This is a genomic window from Dolichospermum sp. LEGE 00246 (assembly GCF_015207865.1).
Taxonomy (GTDB): Bacteria; Cyanobacteriota; Cyanobacteriia; order Cyanobacteriales; family Nostocaceae; genus Dolichospermum; species Dolichospermum heterosporum.
Window position 1 is genome coordinate 1 of sequence record NZ_JADEWA010000071.1, and the last position, 16,407, is coordinate 16,407.

Below are 16,407 nucleotides of genomic sequence, written 5' to 3' on the forward strand. Positions count from 1 at the left end.
AGAATTGGTGTAATATTTAAATTCTTGTTTGATATTATTAGTTTTCTGTTTGGTGGGCTAGTTTTCCTAATTAGTTATGTTTATATTTTGCTAATTCCCTTAGTTGGTTTTGGCATGATTAAATTCTTCCAAACCGTTGTCTTTAATCATAGAATTCAAGCAGCTAACAGAATTCAAAAATCCCGCTGTATTCGGTGTGCTAGAAAAATTCGTCCTCAAGATAGCCACTGTCCCCACTGCGGTTACTATCAATATGTCGAATGCCATAATTGTCATGAGTTAACTTATAAAGAATTACCTTATTGTCATCATTGTGGTGCTGATCAAAATTCCCCTAATTTAGAGGTAAATTAACACTTTAACAAAGTAGAGAAATTTCTATGCAAGTGAGGTATAATGGGCAATAATTAACCGCAGATGGCAGAAGATAGACGCAGATAAACGCAGATAATTTGGTTTTCCTGCTCTCCTCTTTTATTCGATATTATTAAGTTATTGATTGAAATCTAGGCAAACAATTTATGTCATCTATTACCAATGTCACTGAAGCTACATTTAAGCAAGAAGTGCTAGAAAGTCCAACTCCTGTTTTAGTTGATTTTTGGGCCCCTTGGTGCGGTCCTTGTAAGATGCTGTCTCCTGTAGTGGAAGAAGTTGCTGCGGAATATGCAGGACAGGTAAAAGTGGTAAAGTTGAATGCTGATCAAAATCCTACTGTTGCTAGTCATTACGGGATTCGCAGTATTCCCACTTTGATGATATTTAAGGGGGGACGACAAATTAAAACGGTTGTTGGTGCTGTTCCTAAAACTACATTAGCTACTACATTAGATAGGTATGTTGATTCCTAGCTACAGCATTTTTCACCGGATATTGCAAGCTTTCCGTTCTCCGTCATGTTCAGGATGTTGCCAAGAATAAGCAAAATGGCTAACACCCTTAATTTGAGGAGATAATTGGCGGAGGGCTTGCATTTGTACTTCTAATGGGGGACGATTGCTAATTGATTCTCCCCACTTCCCAGCTAAAGCCGGAATCACTTTTGTACCTGGTTGCGCCATTTTTAAAACTTGTTGAACTTGCGCCACAATGCAACTAGCATTCCCGCAATTTGCATAGGACATGGGATGCCATTCTAGGGTACTGGGGAACTTATCCCAAGGTTGCAAGCGGGAATCATACCCCTGTCCTAAAGCTTGATTACCTTCGGGAAAAAATACTGCTCCCGCGGGAATACCTTTTTGTTTGGCTGGGTAACTTGCTAAAGCTACAAAATCTAAGATACCTTGCATAGCATGAGCAACGGAGAGTAACCACAAATCCAATTGCAAAACCCGCTGTTTTTCTCCTGGAGAAGGCAAGGATTTCTGCTTTTTGGGGGGAATACGCCCTTCCCACATGGGTTCATCTTCTTGAGGATAGCGTTTATCAATTTCTGCTATGTCGCCAGCGCTGACATATCCTTTGGTTAAAAAACGACGAATTAATTCTAATCCTTTGGCATTTTTGGCGCGACTAAATAGGACTTCTTGGGTGGCTGGAGTAAATAGCCAGAGGTCATGAACTTTGGTAGCAATGGAGTCAATGCCGGTCTGACGAGGATAACGAACATAATCGAAGAGAACACCATCTGGACGACGGCGGATAACCTGTTGCACCATGCGGTAGTAATCGGTTTTTGCTTGGGTGTTGTAGGGATCAATGAAGACTTGGGAACTATCTTCTACTACGGATAAGCTGGTTTGATTTTTGCCATTACGAGCGATCGCATTTTGTCTATCTGCACGTTGAGCATAGGTGTAACCAAAGTTATTAGTAAACATCCAAGCATAAACTTTTAACCCCCGTTGTTTCCCTTTTTTAATTGCTGATGCTAATAAATCAAATTTTTCTGCCCCAGGAAGGCGAACTACAGCAGGCCAAACAGTAGAATTAGCTGCGGCGGGTAATAGTACCCGTCCATCATAAAATACTTCTAAATAAACTTGGTTATAGCCTTGGTTGACAATTCGATCCATAATTTGATCAACTGCTCCCGGCTGGATATCACAGGGATACAGGCGCAACCAAATAGCCTGAGTTTGCGGCCAAGTCTGACTACGACAGGTTTTTAATTCTTGTGTATGCTGTTTGAGTAATTTCTGATAGCGACTTGCCGCCTCTTTATTGCCTTTAAAAGCCAATAAACGTAAGTTTTCTTTTTCTTGAGTTGCTTTTGATGATACCCAACAATCCTGTCCGTTCTGAGCAATGGCTGGTTTGGTAGCTAGGTTGAGAATCAATAAGCAATTAGTAATAATTACAGTAAATAAACCTTGCCAAGATAAAACTATCCTTAAAAATTTCCAGTTGAAATCAGACATAAGAGAACTCCACAAAAAAGATTGTCCAGGATTTGAGGATGTACAGGATGTTTTTTTATATTCATCTACATTTTCATAAAATTGCATTTTGTCTGAATCAGGATGTCCAGGATTTGAGGATGTACAGGATGTTTTTTAATATTCATCTATATTTTCATAAATTGCATTTTGTCTGAATCAGGATATCCAGGATTTGAGGATGTACAGGATGTTTTTTAATATTTATCTACATCTTTACAAAATTGCACTAATTTTAATATTCCACAATATCAATATCAAATATTATCCTGTTAATCCTGTAATCCTGGTTATCCTGATATGGCTTGCGCCACGCTGCGCTATCAGACAGTTAAATATTAATAGAAAACGGTGCATTACATTTCATTAACTTACTCTGCCCAATTTTCTAATGAGAGTTTAGGAATGCGAGAAAATTCGCGTATATTGTTAGTAACTAGAGTAACACCTAAACTCATTGCATGAGCAGCAATTAGCATATCCATTGGTCCAATCACAAGCCCTTTACTTTCTAAATCACTTCTAATATATCCATAAATCACTGCTGCATTTTGACTAAATTCAATAATTTCTAAAGGAAGTAAAAACTGCATAAGGGCATTTTTATTTTTCTCTTGTTGCTGACTTTTATAAACACCATATTCTAATTCAGCAACGGTAATGGAAGAAATGCCAATATCAGAAATTGACAAGGTTTGAAATCTTGCTATAACTTTTTCTGGCTTTTGCTTAATCAGATAAATACAGATGTTGGTATCGAGAAGATATTGCATTTAAAATTCCTCTCTTTTATCAATAGGAAGTTGATCTCTAGTCATCAGAAAATCATCAGAAAATCGATCTAAACTATCAATTAGAGTTTGCCACGGATTATCTTTACTAATAAGAATAATGGCATTACCAATTTTTTTAACATAGACTTCAGTACCTGTCATTTTAAAATCTGTTGGTAATATCACCATTTGATGAGTACCATCACTGCTAAGTTTGGCTGTATTCATGGTTATTTCCTCTCATTAATGCCTAACGCACTACTCTAACTTCAACCCCCACATTAATACTACCCCACAACCGATCAGTTGTGAGAACAGGCTAATTAAGAATAATACCTAATGCTAAACAAGCCCTATCACCAAATGAAAGCCCGATTGATTTAGTATTTGGGCGCAACATTCCTGCTTTTAATGCTTGTTCTTTATTAAAATCAATAACTTCAAGATTGAGATTAGAAAGAATCTGTCTAATATCTTCTTCCGGGATTCCTGCATCTGCTAATTTTGCTATAACTTCAGATAAATTTACTGTACTAATTGCAGCTTTACCCATAAACTTTAAAACTTCTTCGCTACCAGTTTCTTGATTGAGTAAAGCTAAAATAGCAGAAGCATCTACAACAACTTCACTCATTTAAACTTTCCTCTTTTCGTTCCTGAATTAATTCTTCAGAAAGTTCTCTATTAGCAGGAATATATTTTCTAAAAATAGCCTGAGCATTTTGTACAGAAGTTTGCAGATGATGTTCCATTGGGCGATCTTCTAATACAATAACAGCGTTATATTCTCCCATTGGTATATCTACAGGAGAATTGACTAATAATTTGCCATCATTTGTTATAGTTACTTTTATGTCTAGTGTTTTCATAGTTAACTTAGTTAGTGAATGCTCATGTTAATTATACCAAATTTGTCTGAATCAGGATGTCCAGGATTTGAGGATATACAGGATGTTTTTTAATGTTTATCTACATTTTCATAAATTGCATTTTGTCTGAATCAGGATATCCAGGATTTGAGGATGTACAGGATGTTTTTTAATGTTTATCTACATTTTCATAAATTGCATTTTGTTTGAATCAGGATATCCAGGATTTGAGGATGTACAGGATGTTTTTTTAATATTTATCTACATTTTCATAAATTGCATTTTGTCTGAATCAGGATATCCAGGATTTGAGCAATTTCCGCAGTCAAGGGAAATAATATAATACCTGATGGTTCTAATGCTTCCTGAAACCATTGATTAGCAGTACAAGGTAATTCTAGTCTTCCTCGTTGTTGTGCAAGTGCAATTTCATAACAGGAAATAGCGGAAACTCCTACTTCTTCAGATGTTTCAATTATTTCTCTCCAATGGGTAGGAAATTCATCAAATTGTTGACTAATAAACCAGAACCAGATATGAGTATCAAGGACTATTATTTGAGACATTCCCACTCTTCTTCATTGACAATAGGACTAACAATATCACCCAATGTTTTACCTTTACCAGCAATGGAAGCAGGAGGAATACGGCGTTTTTTTGATGGTAAGTTTTCTTGTAGTATGGTGATAATCACACGAGCAGAATTAACTTGAGGTTGTTCTGACAACCATGTTAATTGCCCATTTTCATAAATTGCTTCGTAACTTTTTAGCATAGTAATTTGATGATGAATGATGGTTATATTTTATTATAGTTTAAACAATCACATTTTCTCATAATCAGGATGTACAGGATGTTTTTTAATATTTATCTACATTTTCAGAAATTGTATTTTGTCTGAATCAGGATGTCCAGGATTTGAGGATTTACAGGATGTTTTTTAATATTTATCTACATTTTCATAAATTGTATTTTGTCTGAATCAGGATGTCCAGGATTTGAGGATGTACAGGATGTTTTTTGATATTTATCTACATTTTCATAAATTGCATTTTGTCTGAATCAGGATGTCCAGGATTTGAGGATGTACAGGATGTTTTTTAACATTTATCTACATTTTCACAAAATCGCACTAATTTTAATATCCCACAATATCAATATCAAATATTATCCTGTTAATCCTTTAATCCTGGATATCCTGATATGGCTTGCGCCACGCTGCGCTATCAGACAGTTAAATATTAATAAAAAACGGTGCATTGTATTGTATTAATGCACCCTACAAAATTAGCGTGAGAGAACTACCTTCTTTAATGGAATAGAAATAATCTTTCTTCCACTAGTTGCTTGTTGTTTTCTTAAATCAGCACAAATAGCAGCCAAATCATAATTAAATGACTTAGCTTGTTCATCTCTTATTTTGCGAATTTCTGCCAAAACTTCATCATTCCACATAAATTATTCTCCTAACATTTCATAAGGTGTACATATTGTTGGCAATTCATACTTTAAACTATCAGCAATCTGTGAGAGTTTTTTCTGAATATAGGGGTTAGCAATGTGCTTACAATTCCATGTTAACAGATAATCCAATCCATAGAGTTTTTTATATTCATCTACATTTTCACAAAATTGCATTTTGTCTGAATCAGGATTTTCAGGATTTGAGGATGTACAGGATGTTTTATTAATATTCATCTACATTTTCGGAAATTGTGCTAATTCAAATATCCCACAATATCAAACTCAAATACAATCCTGTTAATCCTTTAATCGGTGGAAATCCTGATTCTAAAATTCATACGCTACTTAGAGCTTTCACTTTTGCAATAGCACCTTCAATATCTGGCAATTTTTGACCATATTTTTCGGCTGTTTCTAACCATAAGTTTCGCACAATTATCAATTCTTGTAAGGTTTCTTCTAAAGTTTCACCCTGTGCTAAACATCCTTTTAATGCGGGAATTTCTGCTACAAAACCGCCTTCTTCACAAGGATAAACAACTATGGGATAATTCATGATTACGCTCCTTCTATTAATTCTATCTAAGAAAAACTCCTCTAACTCTAAAAGTTTACGAATATCACTAAACTTTACATTGTTAGGGCTATTTTTTAATTTTTCAATTAGTTTATCTTTTTTGACCATTTTCTGCTAGTAAAAATTTTAACATTATTTGTCTGAATCAGGATGCTCAGAATTTGAGGATGTACAGGATGTTTTTTAATATTTATCTACATTTTCACGAAATTGCGCTAATTCAAATATCCCACAATATCAATATTAAATACAATCCTGTTAATCCTGTAATCCTGGTTATCCTGATATGACTTGCGCCACGCTGCGCTATCAGACAGTTAAATATTAATAAAAAATGGTGCTGTACTTTCGGAGAACGCACCCTACAAGATGAGAAATCCAGGAGTAGCGTAACGTTTACGCGGTGGTAATTTCAACACTTCGCCTAATTGAAATGAATTTCCAAAAATTCCTGTACAGAGGCTTGACATTTGGTTCTCTTTATGAGAACATAAAGTTAGACCGACCAAAAAAACAAGGTAAAGCAGATATGTTTAAACTAAAAAAATCGAATTTAATAATATATTATGAAAGTAATTGGCATCGAAAACCTAACTGAATTTAGTAAGATTCATCCAGATGCTGAAATTAGTCTTAATGTTTGGCTCCAAACTGCTCAAAAGGAAGAATGGAAACACATTATAGATGTAAGGGAAGTTTATCCACACGCAGATTTTGTACAAGGGTACACAGTTTTTAATATAGGAGGAAATAAGTTTCGGTTAATTACTAAAATTACCTATAAAGTCAAGACCATTAAGATTGAGGATGTATTAACTCATAGTGAATATAATGAAGATAAGTGGAAAAAATAAGGAATAATTAGAGGATTATTAGAGGATTTCGCTTCTCAATAGTCTAATTACACTACTCAGAAGCTCATAAACATCTAGGATATGGCTTTACTATGTCCCTAGTGAAAACATTCTACCCCAAAGGGGGTTGTATATGACAACTACACTAAACAAGGAAGAATACATTAAGCTACTTTCTGAAACTGTGCCACGTATAATTGACACAGAAATAGAACATAAGCGTCTACTAAATGAAGTAGATAAATTTATGGATTTAGGGGAAAATTTGACAGATGAACAAGCTGAAGTTTTACAGTTGCTAGTAACACTAATTGAGCAATATGAAAATAGAGTCTATCAGATGAAAGCTATAACTCCCCTAGATATATTACATGAGTTAATGTCAGTAAGAGAACTCAAACAAAAGGATATTGTCGAGATTTTTGGCTCAAAAGGTATTACTTCAGAAGTAATAAATGGTAAAAGAAGTATTAGCAAAAATCAAGCCAAAGCATTGGGAGATTTTTTTCATGTATCATATTCTTTGTTTTTGTAAGCAAATGGGGATAATAACTTACTTTCTGAATCACTTCTAATGCTTTAATTGTAGCTGAAAATGGTCTGAATCAGGATGTCCAGGATTTGAGGATGTACAGGATGTTTTTTTAATATTTATCTACATTTTCAGAAATTTCTCTAATTCAATTACCCCAGCAGATCAAACTCAAATACAATCCTGTTAATCCTTTAATCCTGGATATCCTGATTCAGACAGTTAAATATTAATAAAAAACGGTGCGTTACATTTCATTAACGCACCCTACGAGATGAGCGATCAAGATTAGATAATCTAGCATCTAAGCCTATCTCTAAAAGAAACACGAATTTTATCCAAAAGTTCTTCATACTCACATTTGTATCTAAGATTACGTTCGATTTGCCGCCTTGCTTGACTCGGAGAGATTAGATATAAATCTTCTTCATTGCGTATGTCTATAAGACGAATCTTTCCAAGTCTGAAGTTACCAAATACATTTAATATTTCCCGAAGCCTCATATATTCTTCTTCTTCAAAGAATATAGCACTTTCATCTAATTTTAAGAGTATTTCGTTCAACAGTTGAGAGAAATTCATAATATTATTTTCGCTTGCTCCTTTCCACAATTCCTCTCCCGCTAACCGGAGTAATTGGAGTTTTCTCCATATATTCCAATACGATTGGAGTCTAGCTGAAGGATAGCTATCTGGATGAGAAGAAGAAATATTTAACTGGTCTTGGAAATAGTTAAGTTGCTCTGCTAGAGGTAATGAACCATTGAAGATAGCTATATTTCCACCAGCATTTAAGGAGTTCGCATCAATAGATCCAGGGACATTTGGTAAAATAGAATTACGATATTTATCGTTTTGTAAGTGAGTGCCTATAAGATCAACATCACCTTCAGCTTCAACATCCTCTAGATCAATACCTTGACCAGTGGTTTCCTTTGCACGAAAACGACCTTTCTTAGTTTTCATGCGTCTGCCTCTAATTCCACCTTGATGCTTCGCTTTATTAGAACTTTCTGATTTGAGGCTTAACCAATATCCAACTAACAAGCCTAAAGTTGCAAATATAGCCATCCACCAAATCGTCTGATTATTAAACTTTTCACCAATAGTGCGTTGCTGAATAGCAGCGGCAATTAGGTTAAAAAGGACATTAATAAAAGCACCAACGAAAAGACCGAGTATTGAGTAGATATACTGTTTTTGCATAAGCTTATGCTCAGAATAAAATTTACAGTTACTTTACTAAAGTTAGTATACTGCTAGTGTGTTAATTCTGAATCCCTTATCCTATAAGACTTCATGCACAAAATATGTCGTCATATTTTTATGAGAACGTGCCTGGAACAGATGCTTTCGGTGTAAACTACGGTAACACCAATAATTTTCTGGACAATCCCTCCAAAAATACACAGAATTAACACACTAGTATACTGCTAGGGTATCAACCTATAATATATTCTAAAAATATGCTTTATCAAAACCCATGTAGAGACGCACCCCCAAAAACGCCTCTACAAAACCCCTATCCTACAAAACCTCCCTACCCAAATAAACCTGCAAAACCTCCGGTACTTTAATCGTCCCGTCAGCTTGCTGATAATTCTCCAAAATCGCCGCCATAGTCCTTCCCACAGCCAAACCGGAACCATTTAAAGTATGCACAAACTGCGTCCCCTTCTTACCAGCATCCTTAAATCGAATATCCGCCCTTCTCGCTTGAAAATCCACACAATTAGAACAACTAGAAATCTCCCGATACTTGCCAGCAGAAGGCAACCACACCTCTAAATCATAAGTCTTGGTTGCCGAAAAACCTAAATCAGCAGTACATAAATTAATCACCCGATAAGGCAATTTTAAAGCCTGTAAAATACTCTCTGCACTGACTAGCAACGTCTCCAATTCATCAAAAGAACTTTCCGGTTTTACTAATTTCACCAACTCAACTTTATTGAATTGATGTAACCGAATTAAACCTCGCATATCCCGGCCATAACTTCCCGCTTCCCGCCGAAAACATGGCGTATATGCAGTATGATAAATTGGTAATTCTTCCGCGTTGATAATTTCCTCTCGATAAAAATTAGTGACAGGAACTTCCGCAGTAGGAATTAACCACAAATCATCTTCTGCACATTTAAAACTGTCCTCTGCAAACTTGGGTAATTGTCCTGTTCCCGTTAAAGAATCAGTATTAACTAACAATGGGGGACTAACTTCTATATAGCCATTTTCAATATGTTTAGAAAGCATAAATTGGATTAATGCTCTTTCTAAAGCAGCACCTGCACCTATCAAACTTACAAACCGAGTTTGGGCAATTTTTACCGCTCTTTCAAAATTCAAAATACCTAACTTTTCGCCGATTTCCCAATGGGGGACAATGTTGGGATTTTCGGGTTTATATTCATCTCCCCATGTTTTCACTTCTTGGTTATCATCTTCACTTGTACCAATGGGGGTAGAATCACTGGGTAAATTCGGAAGTGCTAAGAGTAATTGGTGAATTTGGGCTTTTAATTCTTTTTCCTGGGGTTCTAATGAGCTTAATGTGATTTTGAGGCTGTTTCCTTCTTCTTTTAAAGCCAGAATTGACCCATCTTGAGGATTAACACCAGATTTTACCTTTTGTCCCACCAGTTTACCAATTTCATTACTCCGGGCTTGGAGTTCATTGCGTTTTACTTCCAATTCCCGTTGTTGTTGACTCAAATCTAAGATAGGCTGAATCTCGTATTTACCACTACGAGTATTCAACTTTTCTTGTATTAATTGGGGATTTTCTCTAATTTGTTTAATATCTAGCATTGGTGAATTTCGTTAAGTTTTGTCAATTATACTTGATTGAGATAATTAATCGTAGGGGCTTAACAATGCTAAACCCTATATACCACTAATGCCACGTTTCCTATCTGCGTTTATCTGCGTTTATCTGCGTTTAATTATAATCAGTAGCAAATCTACAAAATATAGTTGATAATTAGTTCAGATACTCTTCTCCATTACCTAAGCGTTAAGGAGTTTTCAGAAATGATGACAACTCAATCAGTTATTTTAAATATCAAAAATGTAGAGTTAAGTGATGAACAGTTTTATCAACTATGTCAAATCAATGAAGATTGGAAACTTGAGCAAACAGCTAAGGGAGAATTGATAATTATGCCTCCAGTTGGTGCAATTAGTGGTAATAGAGAGTCAGATTTTAATGGTTATGTTTGGTTATGGAATCTTCAAACCAAACTCGGAAAAGTATTTAGTTCTTCCACTGTTTTTACTCTACCTAATGGTGGTAAACGCTCTCCTGATGTGGCTTGGATTGCTAATGAACGTTGGGATTCTTTAAGCATTCAAGAAAAAGAGAAATTTGCTAAAATTTGTCCTGATTTTGTCATAGAATTGCGTTCTCGTACAGATTCTTTAAGTCAATTACAGGAGAAAATGCAGGAATATCTTAATAGTGGTTTACGTTTAGGTTGGTTAATTGATCCTCAAAATCAACAAGTAGAAATTTACCGTCAAAATCAGTCTGTAGAAATAGTATCATTACCGACAAGTTTATCGGGAGAAAATGTGTTACCAGGATTTATTTTAGAATTACCTGTTTTCAGGGATTAAGATACTACAAGCACTGTCAATTATGGTTTATTAATCCGATTTATTAACCACAAGGATGCCAATAACCCAGCAAAATGCGCTGATACTGTGTTTGTATTTGCCTGGACTATAAGCATATCCAATCCGCTAATAATCCGAGTCGGGTCAAATAATTGAGTAGTTACTGCTTGAGGAGATATAGACCTAGCTACTAGTGTACCAACGATCGCTTGCGCTCCCAATAAAGTGACTAATATTCCCCCTAAATTTATCCATAGACCTAAACGCAATACTTGCACGGTTTCCACCTTCCGAGGGCGATTAGTAGGATTAGGGGACTCTAATTTCTTGCCAATTCTAGTGTAGCGATAAGCTAAGTAAATACCAGCACCCAACAGAAGTATGCCACAAATTGCTAAAAACACGCCAAAGCCCGTTCCTGGATTGTTACTGGGGCTACCTGCTTTTTGACTAAAAATGCCAAATAACAAGACAATTATTCCAGAAATTACACCTAATACCAACTGAATCCATAAACTAATCCAACCTGCTAGGCGAAATTGTTGGGCTATAGCCCGAAGGTTAGATGATGGTGTTTCGGAGTTTTGCGTCATATAAAAATTAAAACTTAAAAATTAAGAACAACTTCCGTTTGTTGTTTGTTAGCTGTTACCTATTTCCAGAATAATTGATAATGGGTTAAGTCTACTGAAAATTTCAGACGTAAAATTAGTTATGAATTCTACTGTTTCTCAATCTACGTTCCTCTTAACTTTTCTGTTATCAGTTGGATTATTTTTCTTTATACGCGCTTCGACCAAGGATCGTACAGAAATGATGCAATTGACTTCAGAACAGGATGAAAGTACATTAATGGCTGCATTAAAGGAGTATTTTCGCTCTCGTGCTTATCGAGTTTCAGTGGTAGATTCTACTAAAAATCAAGTCACTTTTGAAGGATTGGTTAGCCCTAGCTGGTTTCTAGCTATATTTTTGACTATATTAGCAGCCGTCGGTTTGGGTTGTTTGGCGTTGGTTCTATCAATGCTTTTGCCCGATTTTGGCCAATTTTTTCCAGTAATAATCCTGTTTTCGCCTTTAAGTGGGTTATTGTACTGGAAAAAATCTGGAAGACTTGAGAAGGTGTCACTCAAGATGGAAAATATCCCAAGTGGGCAAAACTTCTCAAGTACAATCACTGTAACTGCCCATAGAGATGAACTGGCTGAGTTACAAAGGGCATTACAGCTAAAGACACTTGACACTTGATTGATTGTTGGGGGTGAAAACTAGCATTATGTAGGCTTCTGACTCAAGTTTTGAGTAAATCAGCAGTAGGGAAGAAGAGAAAATTCTGCTAGTGCTGTTAATCTTCCTGATGCTTGGTATGTCATGAGGAAAAATTTAAATTGGCGGACAGAGCTTGATAGTAGTCCAAATTAGTGAGAGCATAAATAAATAATTCATACTTCATTTTTTGGATGACCTTGGCTCTGTCGCTATTCTCTTTTGTATAAGCTGATAACAAACTGATTCATCTAATCTACTACAGATTAATGAGGAATTAATTATCCCATGACTTGAGAGAATGTATTTAAACTCTACTGGCAAATTCAACCAAAAAATTAAAAGAAATGGAATTTTTGAACAAACCGGTCATAATTGCCAGTTAATTATTCACAGAGTCAGAAGTCACATTTACAAGATATGATAGTCATTTGTTGTTTAGTTACTAGCCACAGCAACAGACACAGTTTGTTGTGCTGTTGGTGATTCTAAAATCCTGAGACTAGGGAACAAGAAATGATTCTCTTCTACGTATTGAGCGCCAAACAGACCTTTTTCCGCCCAGAAATACCGATCTGTTGTATGTTCATTGCGTTTTACTAGTAGCAGCGCAGGTGGCATGATACCTTCAGCTTGAATGAACTTTCTTGCTGCTGTCACAGGTTTATCTTCGCCACTTTCAATGCTGTACTGAGGGATATGCTCAAGTATGCGCCGTCCTTCCTGCCTACGACGACTCTTCCGCTTGCGTCTCCTTGCCAACCTATTGTCCTCCTGTTTCAAGCTATAGACTGTAGTTATGGCTACAAAATCCGTCGTCATTATATAAGTTCTATCTTAAAAGATCAATAGTTTTTAATGTTTTGATACAACTAGGGTAAAACTGTCAAAAATGAAGACTTAAAAATTAAAAAAATTGCTGACTTTTCAGCTATTGTTTCCCTACCAATCATCCATTACCAGACTAAACTAGATAGCTAGAAGCCTTAGTAACGTTATGTACTTGAATAAAATGCGAAAATTAGGTCGAAAGCTATAGGGGTAAGGCATAAGCTAAACCCCTACCAATTCCTTCTTTCCTTCTTCTTCTGACTCGGTAACTCCTTTTTCCTCCTAGATTCCTGAACTCATGCTAATGTCTGCCAGTTCTGATTTTCTTGCTCTATGTCGAGAGCAAATGGCTCTGCTAACCCAAGGGATGGGAGCGGGCTTTAGCGTTGTTTATTTGACACAAGAACTAGTAGAAAAATCTACAGCAGAGGCGCGACTAATTCCAGTAATGGTGTATCCAGAGACTATAGCATTAAATCCTAGTGATGAATATAGTCAGGTGGGGGAAGGTTATCCTGTAAGATTAGCTAATGTTTTAGCATTACCCAATCAGCAAATGAGATTGTTAAAACCGACTCCAACATCCTCCCATGAATCAGCGGAATCGGCAGCAACAGGAAAACAAAATTTACATGATGCACAAGATGAATACTGGCTGAGTCATAACCAAATTGTTTTACCTTTGATTCATGAAGGCGTGATGATGGGGTTATTGGTGACGGCCAGAGAAGATAGGGAATGGAATGAACGAGAGGAACGGGAAATTGAACGCATTGCTAAGACTTTAGCGATCGCTTGCATTTTAGACCAGCGCCAGTCATGGTTACAACATCAACTCCAGCAGGAACAAATTCTCCAAGAGAGACAACGGGATTTATTAGATAATCTTTTACATCAATTTCGTAACCCCTTAACTGCTATCCGCACCTTTGGGAAATTACTATTTAAGCGGATGCTCCCGGTTGATCCTAATCGGGAAGTAGCTACCAGTATAGTCCGGGAGAGCGATCGCTTACAAGAACTATTAAAACAATTTGATCAAGTAATTGATTTAAATACAGCAGATTCAGAACCTTTACCTCTACCAGAATCAAAAGTAGTTATTAACGCAAATGTCCAAAAAGCAGCTAAACCTGCGTTATTATTGCCCGGAACAGGGGAACAATTAACTAATCGTTTCTTAGTAGATTTATTAGCACCTTTATTAATATCTGCCCAAGCGATCGCTCAAGAACGAAATCTACAATTAATCACAGAAATTTCTCCTCACCTACCCCTAGCGAGGGTGAATGAAAAAGCCTTAGGAGAAGTTTTGAGTAATATCCTTGATAACGCTTTAAAATATACACCACCTGGAGGTAAAATCTTAGTACAATGTGGGCAACAAAAAGGAAATTTACAAGGTATTGCTATTAGTGATACAGGTCCTGGTATTCCTCCAGAGGACTTAGAACATCTAGGAGAAAGACATTACCGGGGTGTACAGGCAAAAACAGAAATTCCGGGAACTGGCTTAGGAATTGCCATTGCTAAACAGTTAATAGTAGAAATGCAGGGAAACATCGAGGTTTTTAGTCCAGCCATTAGCTCAGTTATCACATTACCAAATACCCCAGGAACTACATTTATAATTTGGTTGCAATCTGTCGGTTAAGCTAAAAACCCTTGAGGGCAAGTTTTGGAGCGTGGCGGAAAAACTTAACTGTCCTTTAGGCAAGGGATGAAAGCCAACTAGAGGCTATCTTCCTCCAGTGACTTGTGTTATTGACGAGTTATGACTAAATTTGAAGTCAGGGTAATATCTAAATCTTGTTCTGGTCTTAACACAAAAACATCAGCTTTTGGTTTTCGCAATAGTACACTAGCTAAAGCCCCCGCTGCTGCACCACCTACGGGTTCTAAAACTTCAATTTTCTTGTTACCAGTCACCAAAGAAATCAGAGTAGCAGCACCCGCACCAATAGCCGCATCTGTTAATATTTGTCCAGTGCTTGATCCTTTGGTAATTGTTTCTGTTTGGGTGATGGTTTTAGAGTTAGCATAAATCTGTTGTCGTTGTCCAGAGGGAAATACTAATTCCCTGGCTACAAAGCGGACACCTTGCCGGTTATTATTAGTAGATGCCCCATTTAATCTTACTGGTTGTAATTCTCCAATAACTTCAGTATTAGCAGGAATTAAAATATTTCTGTTTCTATCAGTAACATTGTCAGCTATTTTCAGAGTTAGAACCAATGTTTCACCCGGTTTGACAATAACCTTCTCTTTTTCGTAGGTAACAGGTAAAGTGACATTAGCGGGGATACTAATTGTCCGCGATTGATTGAGATTAAATCCTTGGGCAAAAACAGGGTTAAATGATAGCATGGGGATGGCTATACCTGTTGTAATGGCTATAGCCATGAGTGCAGCGGTGCTAGATTGCCAATGGATAGAACGACTCATGATAAGATTGCCAATAATATGTGATATGTATGGTGACGTGGACTAGCTAGGATAGTTTCTGGACAATTGTTAAGTAGGGCTTGCTAAATAAAGCTAAAACCATTTATTAATAAGAGTTTCACGGATTTTCATCACAAAAAAGTGCCAGGTTTTGGCTGATGGTGTCTCAAAATAGGTGAATTTTTCTTTGTCAGATTTGGAAAATTGAGGATGTCCAGACAGTTGAAACTGTTCCCAGTTAAGAGTTATACTATGTACTTGTGAGATTTAAACTTTTGCCAAATGACAAAGAACCCAGATGTGTAGGGGTAAAGCAAGAGCTTCATTGGTGTCAACTTAACGTAAAATATCTACCCCGCAAAGAACCCAGATCATCTCATTCCCAGTCTCTGACTGGGAATGAATTCTAGAAGGCTCTGCCTTCAATGATAAGCTGTTGTGCATTTAGTTTGTATAATTCTAGCGGGCAAGATGCCCGCACTACAAAGTTCAAGTAAATTATGGTTATCAAATTTAGCTGCGTAACAGCTTATGAGAGGCAGAGCCTCATCAACTGCATTCCTAGTCAGAGACTAGGAACGAGATGTGGTAGGGAAACTGTTCCCAGTTAAGAGTTATACTATGTACTTGTGAGATTTAAACTTTTGCCAAATGACAAAGAACCCAGATGTGTAGGGGTAAAGCAAGAGCTTCATTGGTGTCAACTTAACGTAAAATATCTACCCCGCAAAGAACCCAGATCATCTCATTCCCAGTCTCTGACTGGGAATGAATTCTAGAAGGCTCTGCCTTCAATGATA

The 16,407-nt window shown here is 36.5% G+C and carries 21 protein-coding genes and 1 pseudogene; 7 read left to right on the forward strand and 15 right to left on the reverse strand.

Annotated elements, in window-relative coordinates:
* A pseudogene (locus IQ228_RS07495) lies at positions 1-354 on the forward strand (hypothetical protein); the annotation flags it as partial.
* 167 nt (positions 355-521) lie between these two features.
* Positions 522-851: a thioredoxin gene (trxA, locus tag IQ228_RS07500; RefSeq protein WP_193962538.1), complete on the forward strand. Its 330-nt coding sequence runs from the start codon at positions 522-524 to the stop codon at positions 849-851.
* Between the two features lie 12 nt (positions 852-863).
* Here the strand turns inward: trxA and IQ228_RS07505 are convergent, their stop codons facing one another.
* From IQ228_RS07505 to IQ228_RS26510, 10 genes are all read right to left on the reverse strand, one after another.
* Positions 864-2,363 carry a family 10 glycosylhydrolase gene (locus IQ228_RS07505; RefSeq protein WP_193962539.1) on the reverse strand — a complete coding sequence of 500 codons (1,500 nt, stop codon included), beginning with the start codon at positions 2,361-2,363 and terminating at the stop codon, positions 864-866.
* Between the two features lie 389 nt (positions 2,364-2,752).
* Positions 2,753-3,154, reverse strand: a complete 402-nt coding sequence (locus tag IQ228_RS07510) for a type II toxin-antitoxin system VapC family toxin (RefSeq protein ID WP_027402371.1) — start codon at positions 3,152-3,154, stop codon at positions 2,753-2,755.
* Positions 3,155-3,382 carry an antitoxin gene (locus tag IQ228_RS07515; RefSeq protein ID WP_193962540.1) on the reverse strand — a complete coding sequence of 76 codons (228 nt, stop codon included), beginning with the start codon at positions 3,380-3,382 and terminating at the stop codon, positions 3,155-3,157. It abuts the gene before it with no gap.
* Positions 3,383-3,473: 91 nt separating this feature from the next.
* The gene (locus IQ228_RS07520; RefSeq protein ID WP_228043747.1) at positions 3,474-3,788 is read right to left on the reverse strand and encodes a type II toxin-antitoxin system VapC family toxin; all 315 of its coding nucleotides are present in this window, start codon (positions 3,786-3,788) and stop codon (positions 3,474-3,476) included.
* Positions 3,781-4,023 carry a hypothetical protein gene (locus IQ228_RS07525; protein WP_027402373.1) on the reverse strand — a complete coding sequence of 81 codons (243 nt, stop codon included), beginning with the start codon at positions 4,021-4,023 and terminating at the stop codon, positions 3,781-3,783. The genes IQ228_RS07520 and IQ228_RS07525 overlap by 8 nt, the downstream gene beginning before the upstream one ends.
* A gap of 269 nt (positions 4,024-4,292) precedes the next feature.
* On the reverse strand, positions 4,293-4,589 hold the full coding sequence (locus tag IQ228_RS07530) for a type II toxin-antitoxin system VapC family toxin (protein WP_193962541.1): 297 nt from the start codon (positions 4,587-4,589) through the stop codon (positions 4,293-4,295).
* Positions 4,577-4,798, reverse strand: a complete 222-nt coding sequence (locus IQ228_RS07535) for a hypothetical protein (protein WP_027402375.1) — start codon at positions 4,796-4,798, stop codon at positions 4,577-4,579. The genes IQ228_RS07530 and IQ228_RS07535 overlap by 13 nt, the downstream gene beginning before the upstream one ends.
* Positions 4,799-5,310: 512 nt before the next feature.
* Positions 5,311-5,478 carry a hypothetical protein gene (locus IQ228_RS07540; RefSeq protein ID WP_168204374.1) on the reverse strand — a complete coding sequence of 56 codons (168 nt, stop codon included), beginning with the start codon at positions 5,476-5,478 and terminating at the stop codon, positions 5,311-5,313.
* A gap of 3 nt (positions 5,479-5,481) precedes the next feature.
* On the reverse strand, positions 5,482-5,721 hold the full coding sequence (locus IQ228_RS26505) for a hypothetical protein (protein WP_027402376.1): 240 nt from the start codon (positions 5,719-5,721) through the stop codon (positions 5,482-5,484).
* A gap of 100 nt (positions 5,722-5,821) precedes the next feature.
* Positions 5,822-6,172, reverse strand: coding sequence for a type II toxin-antitoxin system HicB family antitoxin (locus tag IQ228_RS26510; RefSeq protein WP_201769136.1), 351 nt, complete (start codon positions 6,170-6,172; stop codon positions 5,822-5,824).
* Positions 6,173-6,630: 458 nt separating this feature from the next.
* Between IQ228_RS26510 and IQ228_RS07555 the strand changes: the two genes are divergently transcribed.
* Together IQ228_RS07555 and IQ228_RS07560 are read left to right on the forward strand one after the other, a co-directional pair.
* The gene (locus tag IQ228_RS07555) at positions 6,631-6,918 is read left to right on the forward strand and encodes a type II toxin-antitoxin system HigB family toxin (protein WP_096668045.1); all 288 of its coding nucleotides are present in this window, start codon (positions 6,631-6,633) and stop codon (positions 6,916-6,918) included.
* A gap of 133 nt (positions 6,919-7,051) precedes the next feature.
* A complete protein-coding gene (locus IQ228_RS07560; RefSeq protein ID WP_096668043.1) occupies positions 7,052-7,453 on the forward strand; it encodes a type II toxin-antitoxin system HigA family antitoxin in 402 nt (133 codons plus the stop codon).
* A gap of 294 nt (positions 7,454-7,747) precedes the next feature.
* Here IQ228_RS07560 and IQ228_RS07565 read toward each other — a convergent pair whose 3' ends face one another.
* On the reverse strand, positions 7,748-8,656 hold the full coding sequence (locus IQ228_RS07565) for a hypothetical protein (RefSeq protein ID WP_193962542.1): 909 nt from the start codon (positions 8,654-8,656) through the stop codon (positions 7,748-7,750).
* Between the two features lie 321 nt (positions 8,657-8,977).
* Positions 8,978-10,258, reverse strand: coding sequence for a serine--tRNA ligase (gene serS, locus IQ228_RS07570; RefSeq protein WP_193962543.1), 1,281 nt, complete (start codon positions 10,256-10,258; stop codon positions 8,978-8,980).
* Between the two features lie 225 nt (positions 10,259-10,483).
* Between serS and IQ228_RS07575 the strand changes: the two genes are divergently transcribed.
* Complete coding sequence (locus tag IQ228_RS07575) at positions 10,484-11,065, forward strand: Uma2 family endonuclease (RefSeq protein WP_370566844.1); 582 nt, start codon at positions 10,484-10,486, stop codon at positions 11,063-11,065.
* A gap of 20 nt (positions 11,066-11,085) precedes the next feature.
* On the opposite strand, the gene IQ228_RS07580 is transcribed toward IQ228_RS07575, so the two are convergent.
* Entirely contained in the window at positions 11,086-11,658 is a 573-nt protein-coding gene (locus IQ228_RS07580) for a DUF3611 family protein (protein ID WP_027402383.1), read from the reverse strand.
* Positions 11,659-11,779: 121 nt separating this feature from the next.
* Between IQ228_RS07580 and IQ228_RS07585 the strand changes: the two genes are divergently transcribed.
* Positions 11,780-12,313: a cofactor assembly of complex C subunit B gene (locus tag IQ228_RS07585; protein WP_193962544.1), complete on the forward strand. Its 534-nt coding sequence runs from the start codon at positions 11,780-11,782 to the stop codon at positions 12,311-12,313.
* 456 nt (positions 12,314-12,769) lie between these two features.
* Here the strand turns inward: IQ228_RS07585 and IQ228_RS07590 are convergent, their stop codons facing one another.
* Positions 12,770-13,093 carry a DUF3155 domain-containing protein gene (locus IQ228_RS07590; RefSeq protein ID WP_193962545.1) on the reverse strand — a complete coding sequence of 108 codons (324 nt, stop codon included), beginning with the start codon at positions 13,091-13,093 and terminating at the stop codon, positions 12,770-12,772.
* A 367-nt stretch (positions 13,094-13,460) separates the two neighbouring features.
* On the opposite strand from IQ228_RS07590, the gene IQ228_RS07595 reads away from it, so the two are divergent.
* Positions 13,461-14,816, forward strand: a complete 1,356-nt coding sequence (locus IQ228_RS07595) for a sensor histidine kinase KdpD (protein ID WP_027402386.1) — start codon at positions 13,461-13,463, stop codon at positions 14,814-14,816.
* A gap of 107 nt (positions 14,817-14,923) precedes the next feature.
* Here the strand turns inward: IQ228_RS07595 and IQ228_RS07600 are convergent, their stop codons facing one another.
* Entirely contained in the window at positions 14,924-15,607 is a 684-nt protein-coding gene (locus tag IQ228_RS07600; protein ID WP_193962546.1) for a conjugal transfer protein TrbI, read from the reverse strand.
* Between the last annotated feature and the right edge of the window lie 800 nt (positions 15,608-16,407).

What these genes read in the sequence shown, in the direction of transcription:
- trxA (WP_193962538.1), top strand. Translation starts at nt 522, where the DNA reads ATGTCATCTATTACCAATGTCACTGAAGCTACATTTAAGCAAGAAGTG.
- IQ228_RS07505 (WP_193962539.1), bottom strand. Translation starts at nt 2,363, where the DNA reads ATGTCTGATTTCAACTGGAAATTTTTAAGGATAGTTTTATCTTGGCAA.
- IQ228_RS07510 (WP_027402371.1), bottom strand. Translation starts at nt 3,154, where the DNA reads ATGCAATATCTTCTCGATACCAACATCTGTATTTATCTGATTAAGCAA.
- IQ228_RS07515 (WP_193962540.1), bottom strand. Translation starts at nt 3,382, where the DNA reads ATGAATACAGCCAAACTTAGCAGTGATGGTACTCATCAAATGGTGATA.
- IQ228_RS07520 (WP_228043747.1), bottom strand. Translation starts at nt 3,788, where the DNA reads ATGAGTGAAGTTGTTGTAGATGCTTCTGCTATTTTAGCTTTACTCAAT.
- IQ228_RS07525 (WP_027402373.1), bottom strand. Translation starts at nt 4,023, where the DNA reads ATGAAAACACTAGACATAAAAGTAACTATAACAAATGATGGCAAATTA.
- IQ228_RS07530 (WP_193962541.1), bottom strand. Translation starts at nt 4,589, where the DNA reads ATGTCTCAAATAATAGTCCTTGATACTCATATCTGGTTCTGGTTTATT.
- IQ228_RS07535 (WP_027402375.1), bottom strand. Translation starts at nt 4,798, where the DNA reads ATGCTAAAAAGTTACGAAGCAATTTATGAAAATGGGCAATTAACATGG.
- IQ228_RS07540 (WP_168204374.1), bottom strand. Translation starts at nt 5,478, where the DNA reads ATGTGGAATGATGAAGTTTTGGCAGAAATTCGCAAAATAAGAGATGAA.
- IQ228_RS26505 (WP_027402376.1), bottom strand. Translation starts at nt 5,721, where the DNA reads ATGAATATTAATAAAACATCCTGTACATCCTCAAATCCTGAAAATCCT.
- IQ228_RS26510 (WP_201769136.1), bottom strand. Translation starts at nt 6,172, where the DNA reads ATGGTCAAAAAAGATAAACTAATTGAAAAATTAAAAAATAGCCCTAAC.
- IQ228_RS07555 (WP_096668045.1), top strand. Translation starts at nt 6,631, where the DNA reads ATGAAAGTAATTGGCATCGAAAACCTAACTGAATTTAGTAAGATTCAT.
- IQ228_RS07560 (WP_096668043.1), top strand. Translation starts at nt 7,052, where the DNA reads ATGACAACTACACTAAACAAGGAAGAATACATTAAGCTACTTTCTGAA.
- IQ228_RS07565 (WP_193962542.1), bottom strand. Translation starts at nt 8,656, where the DNA reads ATGCAAAAACAGTATATCTACTCAATACTCGGTCTTTTCGTTGGTGCT.
- serS (WP_193962543.1), bottom strand. Translation starts at nt 10,258, where the DNA reads ATGCTAGATATTAAACAAATTAGAGAAAATCCCCAATTAATACAAGAA.
- IQ228_RS07575 (WP_370566844.1), top strand. Translation starts at nt 10,484, where the DNA reads ATGACAACTCAATCAGTTATTTTAAATATCAAAAATGTAGAGTTAAGT.
- IQ228_RS07580 (WP_027402383.1), bottom strand. Translation starts at nt 11,658, where the DNA reads ATGACGCAAAACTCCGAAACACCATCATCTAACCTTCGGGCTATAGCC.
- IQ228_RS07585 (WP_193962544.1), top strand. Translation starts at nt 11,780, where the DNA reads ATGAATTCTACTGTTTCTCAATCTACGTTCCTCTTAACTTTTCTGTTA.
- IQ228_RS07595 (WP_027402386.1), top strand. Translation starts at nt 13,461, where the DNA reads ATGCTAATGTCTGCCAGTTCTGATTTTCTTGCTCTATGTCGAGAGCAA.
- IQ228_RS07600 (WP_193962546.1), bottom strand. Translation starts at nt 15,607, where the DNA reads ATGAGTCGTTCTATCCATTGGCAATCTAGCACCGCTGCACTCATGGCT.